We start from the raw sequence: 18,118 nt of genomic DNA, 5'->3' as shown, positions 1-18,118 counted from the left end.
TCCGGACACAAGTGTTTCTGCATAAGTTTTTTTCGATTATTTTTTGTCAATTCGTCAAAAAGATAATTTTTTGACGATATACTCCCCCCATCGGACCGGGCACCCGGCGGCACAGTGCGCCAAAATCGCTGGCTGCTGCCTGTGCCGCCGCCATGCGGGCGCAGTCTGCATTTTCTTTTTCCAGCTTTGCCAGCGAATGGCTCACCGGCAGGGCCGTATTTTTGAGCATCGGCAGAGCTTCCCGCCGGGCCCCCAGCAGGTGCAGATACGGCGGCAGCGCGGGCGCTGTCTCCACCTCATAGCCCAGTGCGGCGTCCATGGCAAGACGGCGCATCCGGGCCCGGGGGTAACGCACCGTGGTCAGCGCGTCCAGCAGCTGGGGCAGGCCGGTACAGCTGCGCACGGCGTTTTCCAGCCGGTGGTCCAGCCCCTCGGAAACGCCCCGCACTGCGGCAAAAGGTTCCGGCCGGGCACAGGCCGCCCGCAGCAGAGTCAGCTGACACCGGCCCGCTGCGGTGTAGTCGGTATACGTTCCGTCAATTTCCGCTTTTTTATACAGTTCCAGTGCTTTTTCCGGCACATAAGGAGCCAGCGCATCCGCTCCCTGCTCTGCCCAGAGGGCGCGCAGCGCGCTGGCGCTGGCAAACTGTGCGTGGCCGCTTTCGGCAAGGGCCTGCCCGTGGCCCGCCCCCACGCGGGGCAGCGGCACCGGGGTCATGGGTGCTTCCTGTTCCAGAATGGCCTTGCAGTATTCCACTGCCAGATTGTTGTTGGGCTTATCCAGCAGTGCGGCCAGCGCCGTGCCCGGACAAAGCGCTTCCACCGCTGCCTGCCGCGCGGCGGCAAAGCTTCGGGCACCGGCGGCCAGCTGCTGTTTCAACTCGGTGCGGTAGGCTGTGCTGCACAGCACCCGGGCCGCTTCCATCAGCAGGGCCGCGTCCGGCGTCTCTGCCCCGAACACCAGCGCATCACACCCGGCGGCTGCAAGGATGCGCACCCCCGCCCGGGCAAAAGCCTCTGCCCCCGCACAGGCACAGGGTGCAGGCAGGGCAAATATCAAATCTGCCCCGCATTGCAGTGCGGCCTGCACCCGCACCGCTTCCGGCAGCAGCGGCAGGCTCCCGCGCTGGGTCAGTCCGCAGCTCATGGCCACCGCCACATGCTCTGCGCCCAGCGCTTTTGCCTGCGCCAGCTGCCATGCATGGCCGTTGTGAAAGGGGTCGTATTCCGCGATGATGCCTGCAAACTTCATAGAGTTCTCCTTAAAAGGGCCGCTGTGTCCCGAAAAGATTGTTAAATTTATATCGCATTCACAGAAAAAAGCCTAGCCTTTCTGCAATAATAGGCAGGATATACAAAAACCTTGTACACAAGTTTTATCGCTTTGCCCGGGTTGCGGCTTGAAAAGCTGCCCACCCTATTATATAATAAACACAGGAATCTGTAAAATTCTGTCCTCACACGTGGGCAGAGCAAAAACATACAGGAGGCAACACAGATGAAAGTTCTGGTTATTAACTGCGGCTCTTCTTCCCTGAAGTATCAGCTGATCGATATGGACGGCGAGAAGGTGCTTTGCAAGGGCCTTTGCGAGCGCATTGGCATGGAAAGCAGCATGATCACCCACGAGGCCAACGGCCACAAGGCCACCACGCCCGCCATCTTCCCCACCCACACCGAGGCATTTGCCGAGGTCGTGAAGAAGATGACCACCGGCGAAGGCAAGTGCATCAACGACGTCAGCGAGATCGATGCCATCGGTCACCGTGTCGTGCACGGCGGCGAGAAGTTCAAGGAGAGCTGCCTGATCACCGACGAGGTCATCGAGACCATCCGCGAGCTGAGCCCTCTGGCTCCCCTGCACAACCCCGCCGGCATTCTGGGCATCGAGGCCGCACGCAAGGTGTTCGGCAACATCCCCATGGTGGCTGTGTTCGATACCGCTTTCCACAGCACCATGCCTCCGAAGGCTTATATGTACGCCATTCCGTATGAGTACTACGAGAAGTACGGCGTGCGTCGCTACGGCTTCCACGGCACCAGCCACAAGTACGTTGCCCACAAGGCTGCCGAGTATCTGGAAGAGCCCATTGAGCGCCTGAAGCTGATCACCTGCCATCTGGGCAACGGTTCCTCCATTGCCGCTGTGGACCAGGGCAAGGTCGTGGACACCTCCATGGGCATGACCCCGCTGGCCGGCCTGATGATGGGCACCCGCTGCGGCGACCTGGACCCCTCTGTGGTCAACTACCTGAAGTACACCCTGAACATCACCGGCCACGAGCTGGACGAGATCCTGAACAAGAAGTCCGGCCTGCTGGGCATCTCCGGTGTTTCCAGCGACAAGCGTGACGTGGAAGAGGCAGCTGCTGCCGGCAACAAGCGCGCACAGCTGGCTTCCGACATGCTGAACTACCAGATCAAGAAGACCGTTGGCGCTTACATCGCTGCAATGGGCGGCGTGGATGCCATCGTCTTCACCGGCGGCATCGGCGAGCACGACGCAATTGCCCGTGCAAAGGTCTGCCACCACATGGATTGGCTGGGCATCCGCATCGATACCGAGAAGAACAAGCACCCCGTGGGCGATGTGTGCGAGATCACTGCCTGGGGCGCAAAGGTGCGCACTCTGGTCATTGCTACCGACGAGGAGCTGATGATCGCCCGCGACACCAAGGAAGTCCTCGAGAAGTAATCGTTTCCCAAAGGGCTTTGCAGGGGCTGCCGCACGGAATGTGCGGCAGCCCCTTTTGCGTAGAACGATTGGAATGGCCTCCGCTGCGCTCTGGCCATTTTCAGCGGAAAGATTATTTTTAATTTGTGGTTCAGAAACACCTGCGGGTGTTTCTGAACCACTTTTTCACGAGAAAGATCCCAACCGTAAACGACTTCTCGGTGGGAAAATTTCCCGTTTTCCTTTACGGCCCCTTCTGTGAAAATGCGTTTGGAGCGGCCCGCGTTTGCGCAGCAATGAAAGCCCCAGTGGGGCTTTTAAGCGGCAGAGTGGTCTGCGCTAGCAGATGGAGGGGCTTTGCCCCGACAAGCTCCGCAGGCCGCAACAAACGCAAAGTATAAACAAATCTTCCTTTATTTATGGCCAGAGCGCAAGCGGAGGCCATTTCCAATCGTCTGCGTCCAAAAGCTGCCGCTGCGAAAAGACTGTGCAGCATTCCACTTTTCTGACTTCCGGCAGTTATTTTACCCAAATCAGCCCTGTCGGATTGTGCTATCTATACAAATAACAAGGCGAATGGTTGTTTTTTGGTTGACAAATTTCAAAAAGAACGGTACAATAGAAAAGTCCTCAATTGGAGGACGTCTATTCATTCAAGCCCCTGGTAAGCTTACTGATCAGCGCGATGGTCCCAAAACCAAAGGTATGGTTACAATCCTTCCGTGGGCAAGAACTAACTAAAGAGGAGATACTACTATGTTTGAAGACAAGACTCTGGTCTGCAAGGACTGCGGTAAGGAATTTGTTTGGACTGCTGGTGAGCAGGAGTTCTACGCATCTCGCGGCTTCGAGAATCAGCCCCAGCGCTGCAAGCCCTGCCGTGACGCCCGCAAGAACGGCGGCGCACGCAGCAACAGCGGTGAGCGTCAGATGTTCGACGCTGTCTGCGCAGCTTGCGGCAAGGCTTGCAAGGTTCCCTTCCAGCCCCGTGAGGACCGTCCGGTCTACTGCTCTGACTGCTTCGCTCGCATGAAGCAGAACTAAGCGCTGATTTTTATTTAAATCGGTAACAAAAGGCCCGCTGTCGAAAGGCAGCGGGCCTTTTTGTATTCAGAGCTTCTTCAGTCTGCTTACGCAGCCATGACGGAAGGAGTCTTTCACACCAGCGGCGCAATGAACTTGAGCAGGATGCCCGCCAGATGCAGCAGCTTTTTGCCCTGCCAGATGCTTTCTTTCGTCCGCTCCACCCTGCGGCACCGGGTGAGCGTATCCTGAAAATCTGCTTCCATGTTGGCAATGCAGTCGGTGCCGCGCATCCAGACCGCGTTTTCAAAGTGATGGTACAGGCTGCGGTAGTCCAGATTGATGGTGCCTGCCACGGCTTCCACACCGTCCGCAATGACTACCTTGGCATGGGTAAAGCCGGGCGTCCACTCGCTGATCTTCACGCCCGAGGAGAGCAGTGCCTTGTAGTGGGTCTTTGCCAGTGCATAAGCGAACCACTTATCCGGTTTGCCGGGCAGGATCAGGTGCACATCCACACCGCGCTCTGCCGCAAAGCGCAGGGCTGTTTCCAGCTCGCCGTCCAGGATCAGATACGGCGTGATGATGTGCACATACTTCCGGGCGCGGTTGAGCATATCCATGTACACCATTTCGCCCACCCGCTCACCGTCCAGCGGGCAGTCCCCGTAGGGCACCACAAAGCCCTTGGCGTTTGCTGCCGCCGGGATGGGATCGGACAGGAACTGCTCAAACTCCGGCTGGCGCAGGATGCTCCACATCTGCAGGAACAGCGCCGTCATGGAGCGCACGCCTTCGCCTTCCAGCATCAGGGCCGAGTCCTTCCAGCGGCCATACTTTTCGATGTGGTTGATGTACTCATCTGCCAGATTCACGCCGCCGGTAAAGCCCACCCGGCCATCGATGACCAGAATTTTGCGGTGGTCGCGGTAGTTGTAGTGGGTGGAGACGAAGGGCGTGACCGGCGAGAACACCTTGCACTGGATGCCCAGCGCTTCCAGCCGGCTGGGGTAATCCCGCGGCAGGGTGGAGAACTCGCAGGTGCCGTCATACATCACACGCACATCCACCCCCTGCGCCGCCTTGCGGGCCAGCACTTCCAGAATGCGGCCCCACATCAGGCCTTCATCCACGATGAAATATTCCAGAAAGATGTACTTTTTTGCCGTTTCCAGCTGGCGCAGCATTTCATCGAACATGGCTTCGCCGCCGTTGAAGTAGGTGGCCGTCGTGTCGGCATAGACCGGAAAGCCGCCGCCCTTGCCCCGCAGATACCGTGCCAGCGGCACCGCCTCGGGTGCCTGCTCCTGCAAAAGCTCCACGGTCTGCTCATTCTGCGGCAGCTGGGCGCGGGTCCAGCCCTCCAGATCCAGCAGGCGGCGCTTCAGGGCATTGTGGCCCACATCACTTTTGGTGTACCAGAACAGCGGCACGCCCAGCACCGGCATCAGCGCCGTGACCACCAGCCATGTGATGCGCACGCTGTTGTCCATGTCCTGATTGAGCAGATAGACCATCATTGCCGCTGTTACCAGCAGGGTGCCGCCAAAATAATGCGGCAGCAGCCCGCCGAACCACTGCAGCAGGCTGAACAGCGCGAACGCCTGTAAAAGCAGCAGCACCAGCACCAGACCAAAACGGCTGAAAATAGCGTGTACCACGCCCTTCTGTCCCCGTTTGAGCAGGCGGATGCCGCCATCCTCAAACACCCGGACCTTGTCCTTCATATTTTGCTGAAATTGTTTTTTCTGCATGGCATTTTCCCTTATCTCGCACATTTGCAGCTCCGGGGCTGTAAAAATGTGCCGGTTTGTGTTATGATGTACAGGAACAAGCCCGCCCGGCGCTGTGTCCCGGACAGGCAGCTTTGCACCTATTATAATCCATTCCTGCCCTTTTTTCCACCCAAAGCGGCAGGATGATGCAGGAGGGACCCCTATGAATAATCTGATTATTGGCATTGCAGGCGGCTCCGGCAGCGGCAAGACCACCCTTGCTCTGCGGCTGAAGGAGCGTTTTGGCGAGGATGAAGTGCGCCTGATCTCCCATGACAGCTACTATAAGCGCCACGATGAGCTGCCCTTTGAGGAGCGCTGCAAGCTGAACTACGACCATCCGGACGCTTTTGACAACGCTTTGCTGATCTACCATCTGCAGGAGCTGAAGGCAGGCCGCGCCATCGACTGCCCGGTGTACGACTACTCCAACCACAACCGCAGCGACAAGGTGCAGCACATCGAACCCGCACCGGTGCTGATCGTGGAAGGCATCCTGCCCTTTGTGGAGCCGGAGCTGTGTGCCCTGTTCGACTACAAGATCTATGTGGACACCGACGCCGACGAGCGCATCCTGCGCCGTCTGGTGCGGGATGTGAAGGAGCGGGGCCGCAGTCTGGACAGCGTCATCGATCAGTACCTGACCACCGTCAAGCCCATGCACGAGGCCTTTGTGGAGCCCAGCAAGCGCAACGCAGACATCATTGTGCCCAACGGCGGTGAGAACACCGCTGCGGTGGAGATGCTGGCCCATCACATCCGCAACCTGATCGAGAAGGCAAATCGGCTGTGAGACGATTGGGAATGCGCTCCGCGTTCGCTTTGCGCATATTCAGCGGAAGAGTTATTTAAATTTTGGGGGTTCAGGAAAGTCTGCGGACTTTCCCGAACCCCTTTTTTCACGAGAGGGGTCGTGGAGGAAAACGGCATGGGCCGCGTCTGCTTCCTTCGGGAAGCGGCGGCGCGCATTTAAAATCATCCCATGCAAAACAAAAGGCACTCACAGCCGGATCGCTGCGGGTGCCTTTTTGTATACAGGGTTCAGTGGATAGAGGTGCGCACCAGAGCGCGCTTGAGGCGTGCCTGAGCCAGCTCATAGTCCCGCTGGTCGAGGTTCTTCTGCGCAACCATCTCCTCCGCGCGCTTTTTGGAAGCCTCAGCGCGGGCCTGATCGATCTCCTCGGCCCACTCCCATGTGGTTGCGACCAGACGCACTTCGCCGTCCAGCACGCTCAGGAGGCCGCCCATACAGGCGGCGCGGCGGCGCTGGCCGTCCGCGTCCACGATATGCGCTTCGCCCATGCCCAGCGCGGTGCAGTAATCCCCGTGTCGGGCAAGGATGGCGATATCGCCGTCGATGGCGCGGCAGACGATGCGCTCGGCCTGCCCGTCAAAGGCGCAGCCGTCCGGCGTGACCACCGTCAGATGAAAGGTCGTCATGGTTTACCCTTTCTTCGCTTTTGCGAACACGTCATCGATGGTGCCCGCGAACAGGAATGCACTCTCAGGCAGCTCGTCGCACTCGCCGTTCAGGATCATCTTGAAGCCGCGCAGGGTCTCCTTGAGCGGCACATACTGGCCAGGCATACCGGTGAACTGCTCTGCCACGTGGAAGCTCTGGCTCAGGAAGCGCTGCACCTTGCGGGCGCGGCTGACCGTGCGCTTGTCTTCCTCGCTCAGCTCGTCCATGCCCATGATGGCAATGATATCCTGCAGCTCCTTGTAGCGCTGCAGCACCTTCTGGACGGCGCGGGCGATCTCGTAGTGCTCCTGACCCACGACCTCCGGACTGAGGATGCGGCTGGTGGAATCCAGCGGGTCCACAGCGGGGTAGATGCCCTGCGAAGCAATGTCACGGCTCAGGACCGTGGTGGCATCCAGATGGGTAAAGGTGGTGGCAGGGGCCGGGTCGGTCAGGTCGTCGGCGGGCACGTAGACGGCCTGCACCGAGGTGATGGAGCCCTTGCGGGTAGAGGTGATGCGCTCCTGCAGAGCGCCCATCTCGGTGGCCAGCGTGGGCTGGTAGCCGACGGCAGAGGGCATACGGCCCAGCAGTGCGGACACCTCAGAGCCTGCCTGGGTGAAGCGGAAGATGTTATCGATGAAGAGCAGCACATCCTGATTCTTCACATCGCGGAAATACTCCGCCATGGTCAGGCCGGACAGTGCCACGCGCATACGGGCTCCGGGAGGTTCGTTCATCTGGCCGTAGACCAGCGCAGTCTTGTTGATAACGCCGCTCTCGGTCATTTCACCGTACAGGTCGTTGCCCTCACGGGTGCGCTCGCCAACGCCGGTGAACACCGAGTAGCCGTTGTGCTCGGTGGCGATGTTATAGATCAGCTCCTGGATCAGGACCGTCTTGCCGACGCCTGCACCGCCGAACAGACCGATCTTGCCGCCCTTTGCGTAGGGGCAGATCAGGTCAACGACCTTGATGCCGGTCTCGAGGATCTCGGTGGTGGACTGCTGCTCCTCGTAGCTGGGAGCAGGGCGGTGGATGGGCCAGTAGGCCTCCGGGGCCGGGGCGGGCTTGTTGTCCACGGGCTCACCCAGCAGGTTGAACACGCGGCCCAGACACTGGTCGCCCACGGGCACTTTGATGGGTTCGCCGGTATCCACGGCTTCGGTGCCGCGCACCAGACCATCGGTGCTGTTCATTGCAATGCAGCGCACCACGTTATCGCCGGTGTGCTGTGCCACCTCGACTACCAGCTTTTCGCCGTGGTTGTCGATCTCGATGGCGTTGAGCAGCTCCGGCAGCTGGCCATCCTCAAACTGGATGTCCAGCACCGGGCCGATGACCTGGAGCACCTTGCCGATATGTTTTTCGGACATAGGCTACAACTCCTTCTTGATAGGTTGTTAAATCTCCGCGCCGGCCACGATCTCGGTGATCTCCTGCGTGATGGCGGCCTGACGGGCACGGTTATAATACAGGTTCAGATGATCGATCATCTCACCGGCGTTCTTGGTGGCGGCATCCATGGCGGTGCGGCGGGCGGCAAGCTCACTTGCCACGCTCTCGCACACGGCGCCGTAGACGATGCCGGCCACATACTCCGGGATGATCGCGCTGAATACTTCCTCGCTGCTGGGCTTGTACAGGATCTGGCTGCGGCGGGCTTCTGCCTTCTGCTGCTCGGTGGGTTCGATGGACAGCGGCAGCACCTCCATGGTGGCTGCGGTCTGGGTCATCATGGAATCGAACCGGGTGTAGCAGATCTTCACCGCATCGTACTCGCCCTTGCGGTAGCCCTCGGTGATCTGGCGGGACAGCTGGAAGCACTCGCCCACCGAGACATCTGCCGCCAGCAACACCTCCTGCGTGAACAGGGGCACTTCGTGATGGACGAAATACTCTGCCGAGCGCTTGCCGATGGGCAGCACCAGCACCTCACCCTCTTCGGCTGCAGCCTGCTTGAGCACGTTGGAATTGTATCCACCGGCAAGGCCGCGGTCGCCTGCAATGACGATGAGCAGCGTGCGCTTCACTTCGTCACGGCGCAGGTAGGGGTTGCGGGCACGGGGGTCTGCCGCAGCGATCTTGGTCAGGGTCTCATGCAGCGTTTCAAAGTAGGGGCGGCTGTGCTCCACCCGTTCCTTGGCGCGGCGCATTTTGGAGGAAGCCACCAGTTCCATTGCCTTGGTGATCTGCATGGTGCTCTCTACGCTTTTGATGCGCAGCTTGATGTCCTTCATGGAACCAGCCATGCGTTACGCCTCCTTCCTTAGTGTGCCTTGACGAAGCTGTCGGTATAGGCCGCAAGCACCTTTTTCAGCTGCTCCTCGGTATCCTTATCCAGATTGCCGGTGGTACGGATGGTCTCCATGACGGCGGCACCGGCGGCATCGTTGTCCAGATGCTCGTACAGGCCCTTCTCATACTCGGCCACATCCGGCACCTTGACCTTCACGAGGTAATCGTGGATGGTCGCATACAGGACAGCCACCTGTTTTTCCACAGGCACGGGAGCGGAGCGGTTCTGCTTGAGCACTTCCACGATGCGCTCGCCCTGTGCCAGACGGGCCTTGGTGTCGGCGTCCAGATCGGAGCCGAACTGTGCAAAGCTCTGCAGCTCGCGGTACTGGGAGTAGATCAGCTTCAGGGTGCCGGCCACCTTCTTCATGGCCTTGATCTGGGCGTTGCCGCCCACGCGGGACACCGAGATGCCGGGGTTGACTGCCGGCATGACGCCGGAGTGGAACAGCTCCGTCTCCAGGAAGATCTGACCATCGGTGATGGAAATGACATTCGTGGGGATGTAGGCGGAAACATCGCCCGCCTGCGTCTCGATGATGGGCAGAGCCGTCAGGCTGCCGCCGCCCAGCTCATTGGAGAGCTTGGCCGCGCGCTCCAGCAGACGGGAGTGCAGATAGAACACATCGCCGGGGTAAGCCTCACGTCCCGGGGGACGGCGAATCAGCAGCGACAGTGCACGGTAGGCCACGGCGTGCTTGGACAGGTCGTCGTAGATGATGAGGACGTGCTTGCCCTGATGCATGAAATATTCGCCCATGGCACAGCCGGAGTAGGGTGCGATATACTGCAGGGGCGAAAGCTCGGATGCCGTTGCGGACACCACGATGGTGTAGCCCATGGCACCGGCTTCGGTCAGGCTCTGCACCAGATTTGCCACGGTAGAGCGCTTCTGGCCGATGGCAACGTAAATGCAGATGACGTCCTTGCCCTTCTGGTTGATGATGGTATCGGAGGCGATGGTGGTCTTGCCGGTCTGGCGGTCGCCGATGATCAGCTCGCGCTGACCGCGGCCAATGGGGATCATGGAGTCGATGGCCTTGATGCCGGTCTGCAGCGGCTCCTTGACCGGCTGACGGTCGATGATGCCGGGAGCGCGGCTTTCAATGGCGCGGAACTCGGCGGTCTCGATGGGGCCTGCGCCGTCGATGGGCTGGCCCAGCGCGTTGACCACGCGGCCGATCATGGCTTCGCCCACCGGCACGGACACCACCTTGCCGGTGCGCTTGACAGTGCTGCCTTCCTTGATGCCGACGTCGGAGCCCAGCAGAACGATGGAGACGGTATTCTCCTCCAGATTCTGGGCCATGCCGTATTCGCCGTTATCAAACTGAAGCAGCTCACCTGCCATGCACTTTTCCAGACCACTGGCGCGGGCGATGCCGTCGCCCACCATAATGACCGTGCCGGTCTCGCTCTGCTCGATGGCGTTTTCGTAATGCTTGATCTGCGCACGGATGATCTTGGAGATCTCTTCAGGTTTCAGTTGCATCTTTGTTTGTTCACCACTCAATTCTTAAAAATCTTTCGGGTGGAAATTCGATCACAGTGTCACGGAAGCAATATCCCTGCGCAGGGCGGACAGACGGTTGTGCACCGTGCCGTCCAGCTCGGTGCCTTCGATATCCAGCCGGATGCCGCCCAGCACTGCCGGATCGACCTTTGTTTTCAGGTCGATGGTCTTGCCGGTGAGCTTTTCCAGCTTTTCGTGCAGGCTCTTTGCCTGCTGCTCCGTCATTGCCACTGCAGTGGTCGCCGTTGCTTCCAGAATGCCGTGCGCCTGATTGTAGCGCACACGGTAAGCCCGTGCGCAGCCGGACAGCTCCCGCAGGGTGCCCTTCTCGCACAGGATCTTCAAAAAGTTCAGCACATAGAGGTGGACCTGATCCCGCAGCGCTTCATCCAGCAGGCCGCAGCGCTCCTTTTTGGGGATGCTGGGGGTGCTGAGCAGATGCAGATAGTCCGGGTTCGCCTTAAAAAGCGCCACGGCTTCGTCCAGCTCACCCAGAATGCGGGCCTCCAGTCCTTCCTCCGCCGCCAGATCGTACAGGCTTCCGCCGTACATCCTTGCAGTCTCGGTCATGATGCTTCACCCACATTTTTGATAAATTCGTCGATCAGATCCTTGTGGTCCTTCTCGCTGATCTCACGCTCCACCACCTTGGAGGCGATCTCCATGGCGATGCCGCCGATCTCGTCCTTGACCTCGTTCACGGCCTTCTTGCGCTCCTGCGCAATGTCGGCTTCGGCCTTCTGCTTGAGGGCAGCAGCCTGTGCGCGGGCCTCGCCCACGATCTCTTCGCCGCGGGCGGTGGCCGTCTTCTGCGCATTGGCAACGATCTCGTTGGCCTCGGCGCGGGCATTCTGCAGGTTCTGCTCGTACTCTGCCTTCATGGCTTCGGCTTCGGTGCGCAGCTTGGTGGCATCAGCGATCTGGCTGTCTGCCTTCGCCTTGCGCTCTGCGATCACGTTTTTGACCGGATTCAGCAGGAACTTTTTGAAGATGAACAGCTGGATCATCAGGTTGCAGATCTGGGCCAGAAAGGTCCAGCCGTCCAGCGTGATCAACGCCTGGTACAGTTCCATAAGCGTCTCCTTTCGTTATTTTGTAAAAGGTTCCGCTTATGCCAGGAACTTCATGAACATACCGGGTGCCAGGAAGATCAGCAGCAGGCCGGTGACGAAGCCGTAAATACCGGTGGTCTCGGAAAGTGCAACGCCCAGGATCAGGGTGCTGGTAACGTCGCTCTTGCACTCGGGCTGACGGCCCACAGCTTCACAGGCAGCAGCTGCTGCGTTGCCTTCGCCGATACCGGGGCCGATACCTGCGATCAGTGCGCAGCCTGCGCCGATGCCGCAGCCTGCCAGAGCGATACCACGAGCGAGGTACTGAAAGTCAGTCATAAGATTTGTCCTCCAAAAAATTTTTTTGTTTTGGGAGATGCCGTTGTGAGGGCTTAGTCCTCACCGGCAGCACGCTTGATGAAAATTGCGGTCAGGGTACAGAAGATGAACGCCTGAATGCAGCCGCCGAACCAATCGAAATACAGGCCCGTAAAGGCCGGGATGCCGATCTGGAACAGCTGGATCTGACTCAAGGCACCGGGCAGCCAGCCGAAAATGACGTGGCTCAGGCTTGCCAGCGCCCAGTACAGCAGTGTGGAGATGACCGTACCGGACAAGATGTTGCCAAAGTGACGGAACGCCATACTGACGGGGGTGGAAACCTCCGACAGCACATTGATGGGTGCCATGATGAAGATGGGGTCCAAAAGACCTTTCAGGTAGGAAAGGATGCCGTTGGTCTTGATCTTGTAGTACATGATCAGCACGAACACCACGATGGCCCATGCCGCCTCGGTGTTCAGGTCGGCTGTGGGGCTCCACAGGCCGATGACACTGATGAGGTTGCAGCCGATGCTCAGAGCGAAGATCGCGCCGATGAGCGGGATATACTGATCAAAGTGATAGCCCATGTTGTCGTGCACGAACTGGTCCAGCCGTTCTACGATGAACTCAGCTGCGGCCTGCCGCTTTGAGACATTTTCCAGCTTGAGATTTCTGCCCAGCCAGATGGCAAGACCCGAAAGCAGCGCCATGACGATCCAGGTACTGACGAGGGTCTGGGAGATCTTGAAATCACCCAGCAGGGGAATGTCCGTATGGATGGTATACAGGATCTTTGCGCCGTTCAGTTCCATTTGTTACGTTTCACCCCCTTCGTCACGGGGTCCGGCTTCCGGCTCCGGTGCGGGTTCGGGGTCGTCCTCCACAGAGACGTCCACCGAAGGTCCGGCCGGTGCAAGAGGCTTGTACTTTCCGGTTATTTGCAGGTAGTAGATCGTAACGCGCGGGAAAAGCAGGGGCAGAACACTGGCAAAGGGCTGGAAGCAGGGTGCCCCGATGGACACGATGATCCACACCGCCTGCAGAAGCATCCGGACATTGTAGGAAGCCTGCAATGTCGCTTTGCGCCGTTTCTCATCCTGCTCGTCGATGACCTTCTGGCACACGATGCAGATGCCCGCAAAGTTGCCGATGGCCACCGCCGCGCCGATGAGACTGCCCAGAACAACAGTGTAATCAAATTTCACCCAGCCAACCAGGTGCAGAGCTGCAAAGATCACCCACATGACGGCGGTACAGATGGCCGTGCCGCAGGCGATGCGGGTCAGCTCCTTTTTGGATTCCGGCTGCAGTTTCATAAAGGGAAACCTCCTGTTAAGTTTACTGATGCGAATTGAACCCCACCCGCTTTGGTTTTTCCTTTTTGGTGCGGTCCATGTGTTCCTTGGCAAAATACCAGAAGTTCTGTGCCCCGGCAGCAAGGCCCAGCAGGATCGCCGGAAGGAACACCCATTCCGGCCAGCTCCAGCTGTTCACCGCCCACCATGCACCGCCCAGACACATGACCAGAGGCAGCAGCATATTCAGGCCCAGCTGGGTCAGCCAGACAAGATCCTCCAGCGCCTTATACCAGCCCTTCAATCTGCAATTCCTCCCTGTGTGGTCTTCCTGTGCAAAAGCCAGATTCTGGATTTTATGCCACAGATTTGCAATCAGCAAAAAATCTTATAACGATAGTATAATTCAAACCGGCCGTTTTTTCAATCAATTTTCCACTGTTTTCTAGTAAAATTTCATAGTTTGTTCACACTAATGCCGTAACTGTACGCCCTGTATTGAGTTTGTGCGTCTGCGGGCACATCAATACCAAAAGTTTGATGGTTCTGTTGTGCAGAATGCAAAAAAGCGGGCGAACCCTCTCAGGCTCTGACGCGCCAGCTCTCCCGAAGGGCGAGCTTTTATGCATCTTTCGGGCAGCACAAATAAAGCTCCCCCTTTCGGGGGAGCTGCTGAGCGAAACGAAGCTGAGAGGGTCACACAAAAAAGCCGCCCGGCTCTTTGGGAACCGGGCGGCAGCTGTTATGCAGTTTTCAGAACATTACCAGAGGTTTGCCGTCTCGTTGTACAGGCCCTCGTAGCTCTTGGCGGAGACATCCCAGCTGAAATCGCACTCCATGCAGTGATGCACGAGGTTCTTCCAGTTCTCCTTGTCATAGTAAGCATTCTGTGCGTTGCAGCAGGCCACATACAGCTCGTGGGCATTGTAGCCCGCAAAGGTGAAGCCGTTGCCCTCGCCCATGGTGCTGTCGTGGATGGAGTCGCGCAGGCCGCCCGTCTCGCGGACGATGGGAGGCGTACCGTAGCGGCAGGCCACCATCTGTGCCAGACCGCAGGGCTCGCTCTTGGAAGGCATGATAAAGGCATCTGCGCCTGCGTAGATCTCCTGCGACAGGGCCGGCTCAAAGCCGATGTAGGTGCCCACGCGGCCCGGGTGGCGTGCGCACAGGTCGGAGAAGAAGTTCTCATACTGGCTCTCGCCGCTGCCCAGAATGACCAGCTCGATGCCGCGGTCCACCAGACCATCGGCGATGCTCTGCACCAGATCAAAGCCCTTCATGCCGACCATGCGGCTGACCATGGCAAAGACGGGGCTGCCGTCCTTGTTCAGGCCGAACTTATCCTGCAGGGCTTCCTTGCACTTTGCCTTGCCCTCTTCAAAGTTGGTGATGTCGTAGTTGAAGGGGATGTTCTTATCCGTAGCGGGATCGTTGGAATCGGTATCGATGCCGTTCAGAATGCCGCACAGCTTGTACTGCTTCTCCCGCAGCAGGGCGTCCAGACCATAGCTGAACCACGGGTCGAGGATCTCCATAGCATAGGTGGGGCTGACGGTGGTGATCTTATCGGCAGTCTCGAAGGCGCCCTTCATAAAGTTTGCGCAGCCATCGTACTCCACGATGTGCTGATCCCGGCGGCCGATGCCGCAGGTGTCCTCCAGAATGTCGGTGCCGTACTTGCCCTGATAAGCGATGTTGTGGATGGTGAAAATGGTCTTGATGCGGTTGAACTTATCCAGATGACGGTAGTACAGGTTCAGGTACACCGGCACCAGTGCGGTCTGCCAGTCGTTGCAGTTGATGATATCGGGGGTGAAATCGATGTAGAACAGGGTCTCTAAAACGGCGCGGGAGAAGAAGGCGAAACGCTCGCCGTCATCGTAGAAGCCGTACAGGCCGCGGCGCTTGAAGTAATACTCATTGTCCAGGAAGTAGTAGGTCACGCCGTTCCGCTCGGTCTTGAACAGGCCGCAGTACTGGCTGCGCCAGCCCACGGGGACGGAATAATTGGTCACGTACTCCAGCGTATCGCGGAACTTCAAATCGCCGTACAGGGGCATGATGACGCGGGCGTCCACGCCGTCCTTGACCAGAGCCTTGGGCAGTGCGCCCGCAACGTCGGCCAGACCACCGGATTTTGCAAAGGGTGCAGCTTCCGAAGCAGCATACAGGATTCTCATAGGATCGCTCCTTTCATATGTTTGGGTCATTTCGTGCTCCCCGCCGCATTTTTCAGCGGCACGAACCATTTTGCAAAAGAGCAGGCGGGGGCACACAGGTGCCCCCGCCCCTCTCAAGAGGGGCTACCGGGGAGGAAGCCGCCCCTATGGATAATGCAACAGATCAGACGGTGTGGTTCTTCTGCACGTACACCGGGAAGCTCTCGGTGCCGGACAGCTTCTTGCCGGCAGTGATCTTCACGTTCTTATCGGTAACAACGCAGTCCAGCTCGGCATTGACTTCCACCACCGTATCCTGCATCAGCACGCAGTTCTTGACGACGGCACCCTTCTTGACCTTGACGCCGCGGAACAGCACGCAGTTCTCCACTGTGCCTTCGATCACACAGCCGTCGGCCAGAATGGAGTCGGTCACCTTGCAGCCCGGCACATAGCGGGTGGGGTTGTCGTCGCGGATCTTGGTGTAGACCGGGCTCGTCTTGGGGAACAGCTTTTCCAGATTCTCGTCATCGGTCAGCTTGAGGTTCTCGTCGAAGTAGCTCTTCATGTCACAGACATGTGCCACATAGCCGGTGTACTCCAGAGCGTGGATGTTCAGGATGTTGACATTGTGGGCCAGAATATCGCGCTCGAAGTAGATCAGGCCGCGGGAGGTCGCATCCCGGACCAGCTTGAGCAGGGTCTCGCGCTCCAGAACATAGATGTTCAGGTCAAGGTTCTGCACGCCGGGGCGGTAATCGTTGAACAGCAGCTCGGTCACACGGCCGTCGGCATCAACGGTCAGGGTGTAGTTGTCATTCTTGCGGCCCTCGGGGATCTCGGTCTTCTGGTAAGCGACGGTCACATCGGCACCGCTTGCCTGATGGGCGGCCAGCAGGGCGTTGAAGTCGTAGTTCAGGGCAACATTGGCGTCGCTCATGACCACGTACTTTTCCTTCTGGTTCTCCAGGAAGTTCATGATGGAGCCCAGAGCTTCCACACGGCCGGAATAGATGCGCACGCCCTTCTCGGCGAAAGGAGGCACGATGTTCAGGCCGCCGTGACGGCGGGCCATATCCCACTCACGGCCGGTGCCCAGATGATCCATCAGGGAGTGGTAGTTCTTGCGCACCACGATGGAAACATTGGAGATACCGCAGTTTGCCATGCTGGACAGAACAAAGTCCACCATACGGTAGCGGCCCGCGAAGGGGATCGAAGCCATTGCGCGCTCGGTCACCAGCTCGGGGACGGTATTATCATAACTGTTGGGGAAAATAATACCCAACGCATTGGTGTTCTGGCTCAGCATACTTCCATACCCTCCTTGACGGATTCAAAGACTTTGGCGCCTTCCTTGACGGTTGCGCCTGCGCCGACGGTCAGGCCGGTGCCCACATGGGCAATGGGGCCATCGCCGCCCACACGTGCACCTGCGCCGACCACAACATCCTCCGCCAGGATGCAGCGCTTGACAACAGCACCAGCCTTGACCACAACGCCGTCCATCAGGACTGCGTCCTCAACGGTAGCGCCCTCTTCCACAACAACGCCTGCGCTCAGCACAGAGTGATGCACATTGCCGTAGATCTTGCAGCCCTCGGTGACGAGGGAATCCTGCACCACAGCGCGGGGACCGATCTTCTGCGGAGGCAGGACCGGGTTGCGGCTGTAGATCTTCCACTTCTCGTCAAAGATATCGATGCCGGAGTTTTCGGGGTCCAGGACCTCCATATTGGCTTCCCACAGGCTGTCGATGGTGCCCACGTCACGCCAGTAGCCGGCAAAGCGGTAAGCATACATCTTGCGGCCGTCCCGCAGCAGGGCCGGGATGATGTTCATGCCAAAGTCGTTCTTGGAGTTGGGGTCTGCCTCATCCTCTTCCAGATACTTCTTCAGAACATCCCAGTTGAAGATGTAGATGCCCATGGAAGCCAGATTGGACTTGGGTACCGGGGGCTTCTCCTGGAACTCGGTGATGCGGTCGTTCTCGTCAGCCACCATCAGGCCGAAGCGGGAGGCTTCCTTCCAGTCCACTTCCATAACAGCCACAGAGAACTCTGCGCCCTTCTCCTTGTGGAAGCGCAGGAAGTCGGCATAGTCCTGCTTGCAGATCTGATCGCCGGACAGGATGATCACATACTCGGGATCATAGCTGTCAATGAAGCCGATGTTCTGGTAGATGGCGTTTGCAGTGCCCTTGTACCAGTCGGTGCCCTTTGCCTGCTCGTAGGGCGGCAGGGTGTGCACGCCGCCGTGCAGACGGTCCAGATCCCAGGGCTGGCCATTGCCGATGTACTCGTTCAGCTTCTGGGGCTGATACTGGGTCGCGATGCCAACGGTGTCGATGTTGGAGTTCACGCAGTTGGACAGCGGGAAGTCCACGATGCGGTACTTGCCGCCGAAGGACACTGCAGGTTTTGCCGTTTTCTGTGTCAGCGCGTACAAGCGCGAGCCACGTCCACCGGCAAGGATCATTGCCACAATTTCTTTTGCCATAGCTTTATTCTCCCCTTTAACATTAACATTTCCGTAATTCGGAA

Annotated in this window: 18 protein-coding genes; 3 read left to right on the top strand and 15 right to left on the bottom strand. The window is 58.6% G+C overall.

The genetic code is table 11. From position 1 onward, the window contains the following. Positions 1-46 precede the first annotated feature (46 nt). Entirely contained in the window at positions 47-1,252 is a 1,206-nt protein-coding gene (locus ACKXF7_RS05510; protein ID WP_423742360.1) for a nucleotidyltransferase family protein, read from the bottom strand. A 246-nt stretch (positions 1,253-1,498) separates the two neighbouring features. On the opposite strand from ACKXF7_RS05510, the gene ACKXF7_RS05505 reads away from it, so the two are divergent. After that, on the top strand, positions 1,499-2,695 hold the full coding sequence (locus ACKXF7_RS05505; RefSeq protein WP_097781256.1) for an acetate/propionate family kinase: 1,197 nt from the start codon (positions 1,499-1,501) through the stop codon (positions 2,693-2,695). Between the two features lie 735 nt (positions 2,696-3,430). Then, positions 3,431-3,718, top strand: a complete 288-nt coding sequence (locus tag ACKXF7_RS05500; protein WP_005921120.1) for a zinc-ribbon domain containing protein — start codon at positions 3,431-3,433, stop codon at positions 3,716-3,718. 113 nt (positions 3,719-3,831) lie between these two features. On the opposite strand, the gene ACKXF7_RS05495 is transcribed toward ACKXF7_RS05500, so the two are convergent. Beyond that, positions 3,832-5,451 (bottom strand): phospholipase D-like domain-containing protein, encoded by a 1,620-nt coding sequence (locus ACKXF7_RS05495; protein ID WP_423742359.1) that lies wholly within the window; start codon positions 5,449-5,451, stop codon positions 3,832-3,834. 184 nt (positions 5,452-5,635) lie between these two features. On the opposite strand from ACKXF7_RS05495, the gene udk reads away from it, so the two are divergent. After that, positions 5,636-6,265: a uridine kinase gene (gene udk / locus ACKXF7_RS05490; RefSeq protein WP_423742358.1), complete on the top strand. Its 630-nt coding sequence runs from the start codon at positions 5,636-5,638 to the stop codon at positions 6,263-6,265. A 248-nt stretch (positions 6,266-6,513) separates the two neighbouring features. On the opposite strand, the gene atpC is transcribed toward udk, so the two are convergent. The 13 genes from atpC to ACKXF7_RS05425 all read right to left on the bottom strand — a co-directional run bounded on the left by atpC (position 6,514) and on the right by ACKXF7_RS05425 (position 18,074). Continuing rightward, on the bottom strand, positions 6,514-6,912 hold the full coding sequence (gene atpC / locus ACKXF7_RS05485; RefSeq protein ID WP_423742357.1) for an ATP synthase F1 subunit epsilon: 399 nt from the start codon (positions 6,910-6,912) through the stop codon (positions 6,514-6,516). 3 nt (positions 6,913-6,915) lie between these two features. Continuing rightward, positions 6,916-8,310, bottom strand: coding sequence for a F0F1 ATP synthase subunit beta (atpD, locus tag ACKXF7_RS05480; RefSeq protein ID WP_005938088.1), 1,395 nt, complete (start codon positions 8,308-8,310; stop codon positions 6,916-6,918). Between the two features lie 27 nt (positions 8,311-8,337). Next, complete coding sequence (gene atpG, locus ACKXF7_RS05475) at positions 8,338-9,186, bottom strand: ATP synthase F1 subunit gamma (protein ID WP_249237497.1); 849 nt, start codon at positions 9,184-9,186, stop codon at positions 8,338-8,340. Between the two features lie 17 nt (positions 9,187-9,203). Further along, on the bottom strand, positions 9,204-10,724 hold the full coding sequence (gene atpA, locus ACKXF7_RS05470) for a F0F1 ATP synthase subunit alpha (RefSeq protein WP_423742356.1): 1,521 nt from the start codon (positions 10,722-10,724) through the stop codon (positions 9,204-9,206). 51 nt (positions 10,725-10,775) lie between these two features. Beyond that, entirely contained in the window at positions 10,776-11,315 is a 540-nt protein-coding gene (gene atpH / locus ACKXF7_RS05465; protein ID WP_339394951.1) for an ATP synthase F1 subunit delta, read from the bottom strand. Continuing rightward, entirely contained in the window at positions 11,312-11,818 is a 507-nt protein-coding gene (gene atpF, locus ACKXF7_RS05460; RefSeq protein WP_097774383.1) for a F0F1 ATP synthase subunit B, read from the bottom strand. Before atpF ends, atpH begins: the two co-directional genes overlap by 4 nt. A gap of 36 nt (positions 11,819-11,854) precedes the next feature. Next, a complete protein-coding gene (gene atpE, locus ACKXF7_RS05455; protein WP_005930278.1) occupies positions 11,855-12,136 on the bottom strand; it encodes an ATP synthase F0 subunit C in 282 nt (93 codons plus the stop codon). A 53-nt stretch (positions 12,137-12,189) separates the two neighbouring features. Beyond that, entirely contained in the window at positions 12,190-12,933 is a 744-nt protein-coding gene (locus ACKXF7_RS05450; RefSeq protein ID WP_298638766.1) for a F0F1 ATP synthase subunit A, read from the bottom strand. 3 nt (positions 12,934-12,936) lie between these two features. Next, positions 12,937-13,437, bottom strand: a complete 501-nt coding sequence (locus tag ACKXF7_RS05445; RefSeq protein WP_249237501.1) for an ATP synthase subunit I — start codon at positions 13,435-13,437, stop codon at positions 12,937-12,939. 22 nt (positions 13,438-13,459) lie between these two features. Then, entirely contained in the window at positions 13,460-13,720 is a 261-nt protein-coding gene (locus tag ACKXF7_RS05440) for an AtpZ/AtpI family protein (RefSeq protein ID WP_249237502.1), read from the bottom strand. A 457-nt stretch (positions 13,721-14,177) separates the two neighbouring features. After that, positions 14,178-15,596 carry a glycogen synthase gene (locus ACKXF7_RS05435; RefSeq protein ID WP_097774381.1) on the bottom strand — a complete coding sequence of 473 codons (1,419 nt, stop codon included), beginning with the start codon at positions 15,594-15,596 and terminating at the stop codon, positions 14,178-14,180. Positions 15,597-15,759: 163 nt separating this feature from the next. Then, positions 15,760-16,887, bottom strand: a complete 1,128-nt coding sequence (glgD, locus tag ACKXF7_RS05430) for a glucose-1-phosphate adenylyltransferase subunit GlgD (protein ID WP_348584825.1) — start codon at positions 16,885-16,887, stop codon at positions 15,760-15,762. Next, positions 16,881-18,074 (bottom strand): glucose-1-phosphate adenylyltransferase, encoded by a 1,194-nt coding sequence (locus tag ACKXF7_RS05425; RefSeq protein WP_005938116.1) that lies wholly within the window; start codon positions 18,072-18,074, stop codon positions 16,881-16,883. Before ACKXF7_RS05425 ends, glgD begins: the two co-directional genes overlap by 7 nt. Positions 18,075-18,118 lie beyond the last annotated feature (44 nt).

This window comes from Faecalibacterium sp. 7 (assembly GCF_049562865.1).
Classification (GTDB): Bacteria; Bacillota; Clostridia; order Oscillospirales; family Ruminococcaceae; genus Faecalibacterium; species Faecalibacterium wellingii.
This window is presented reverse-complemented; position numbering and strand designations above follow the sequence as displayed.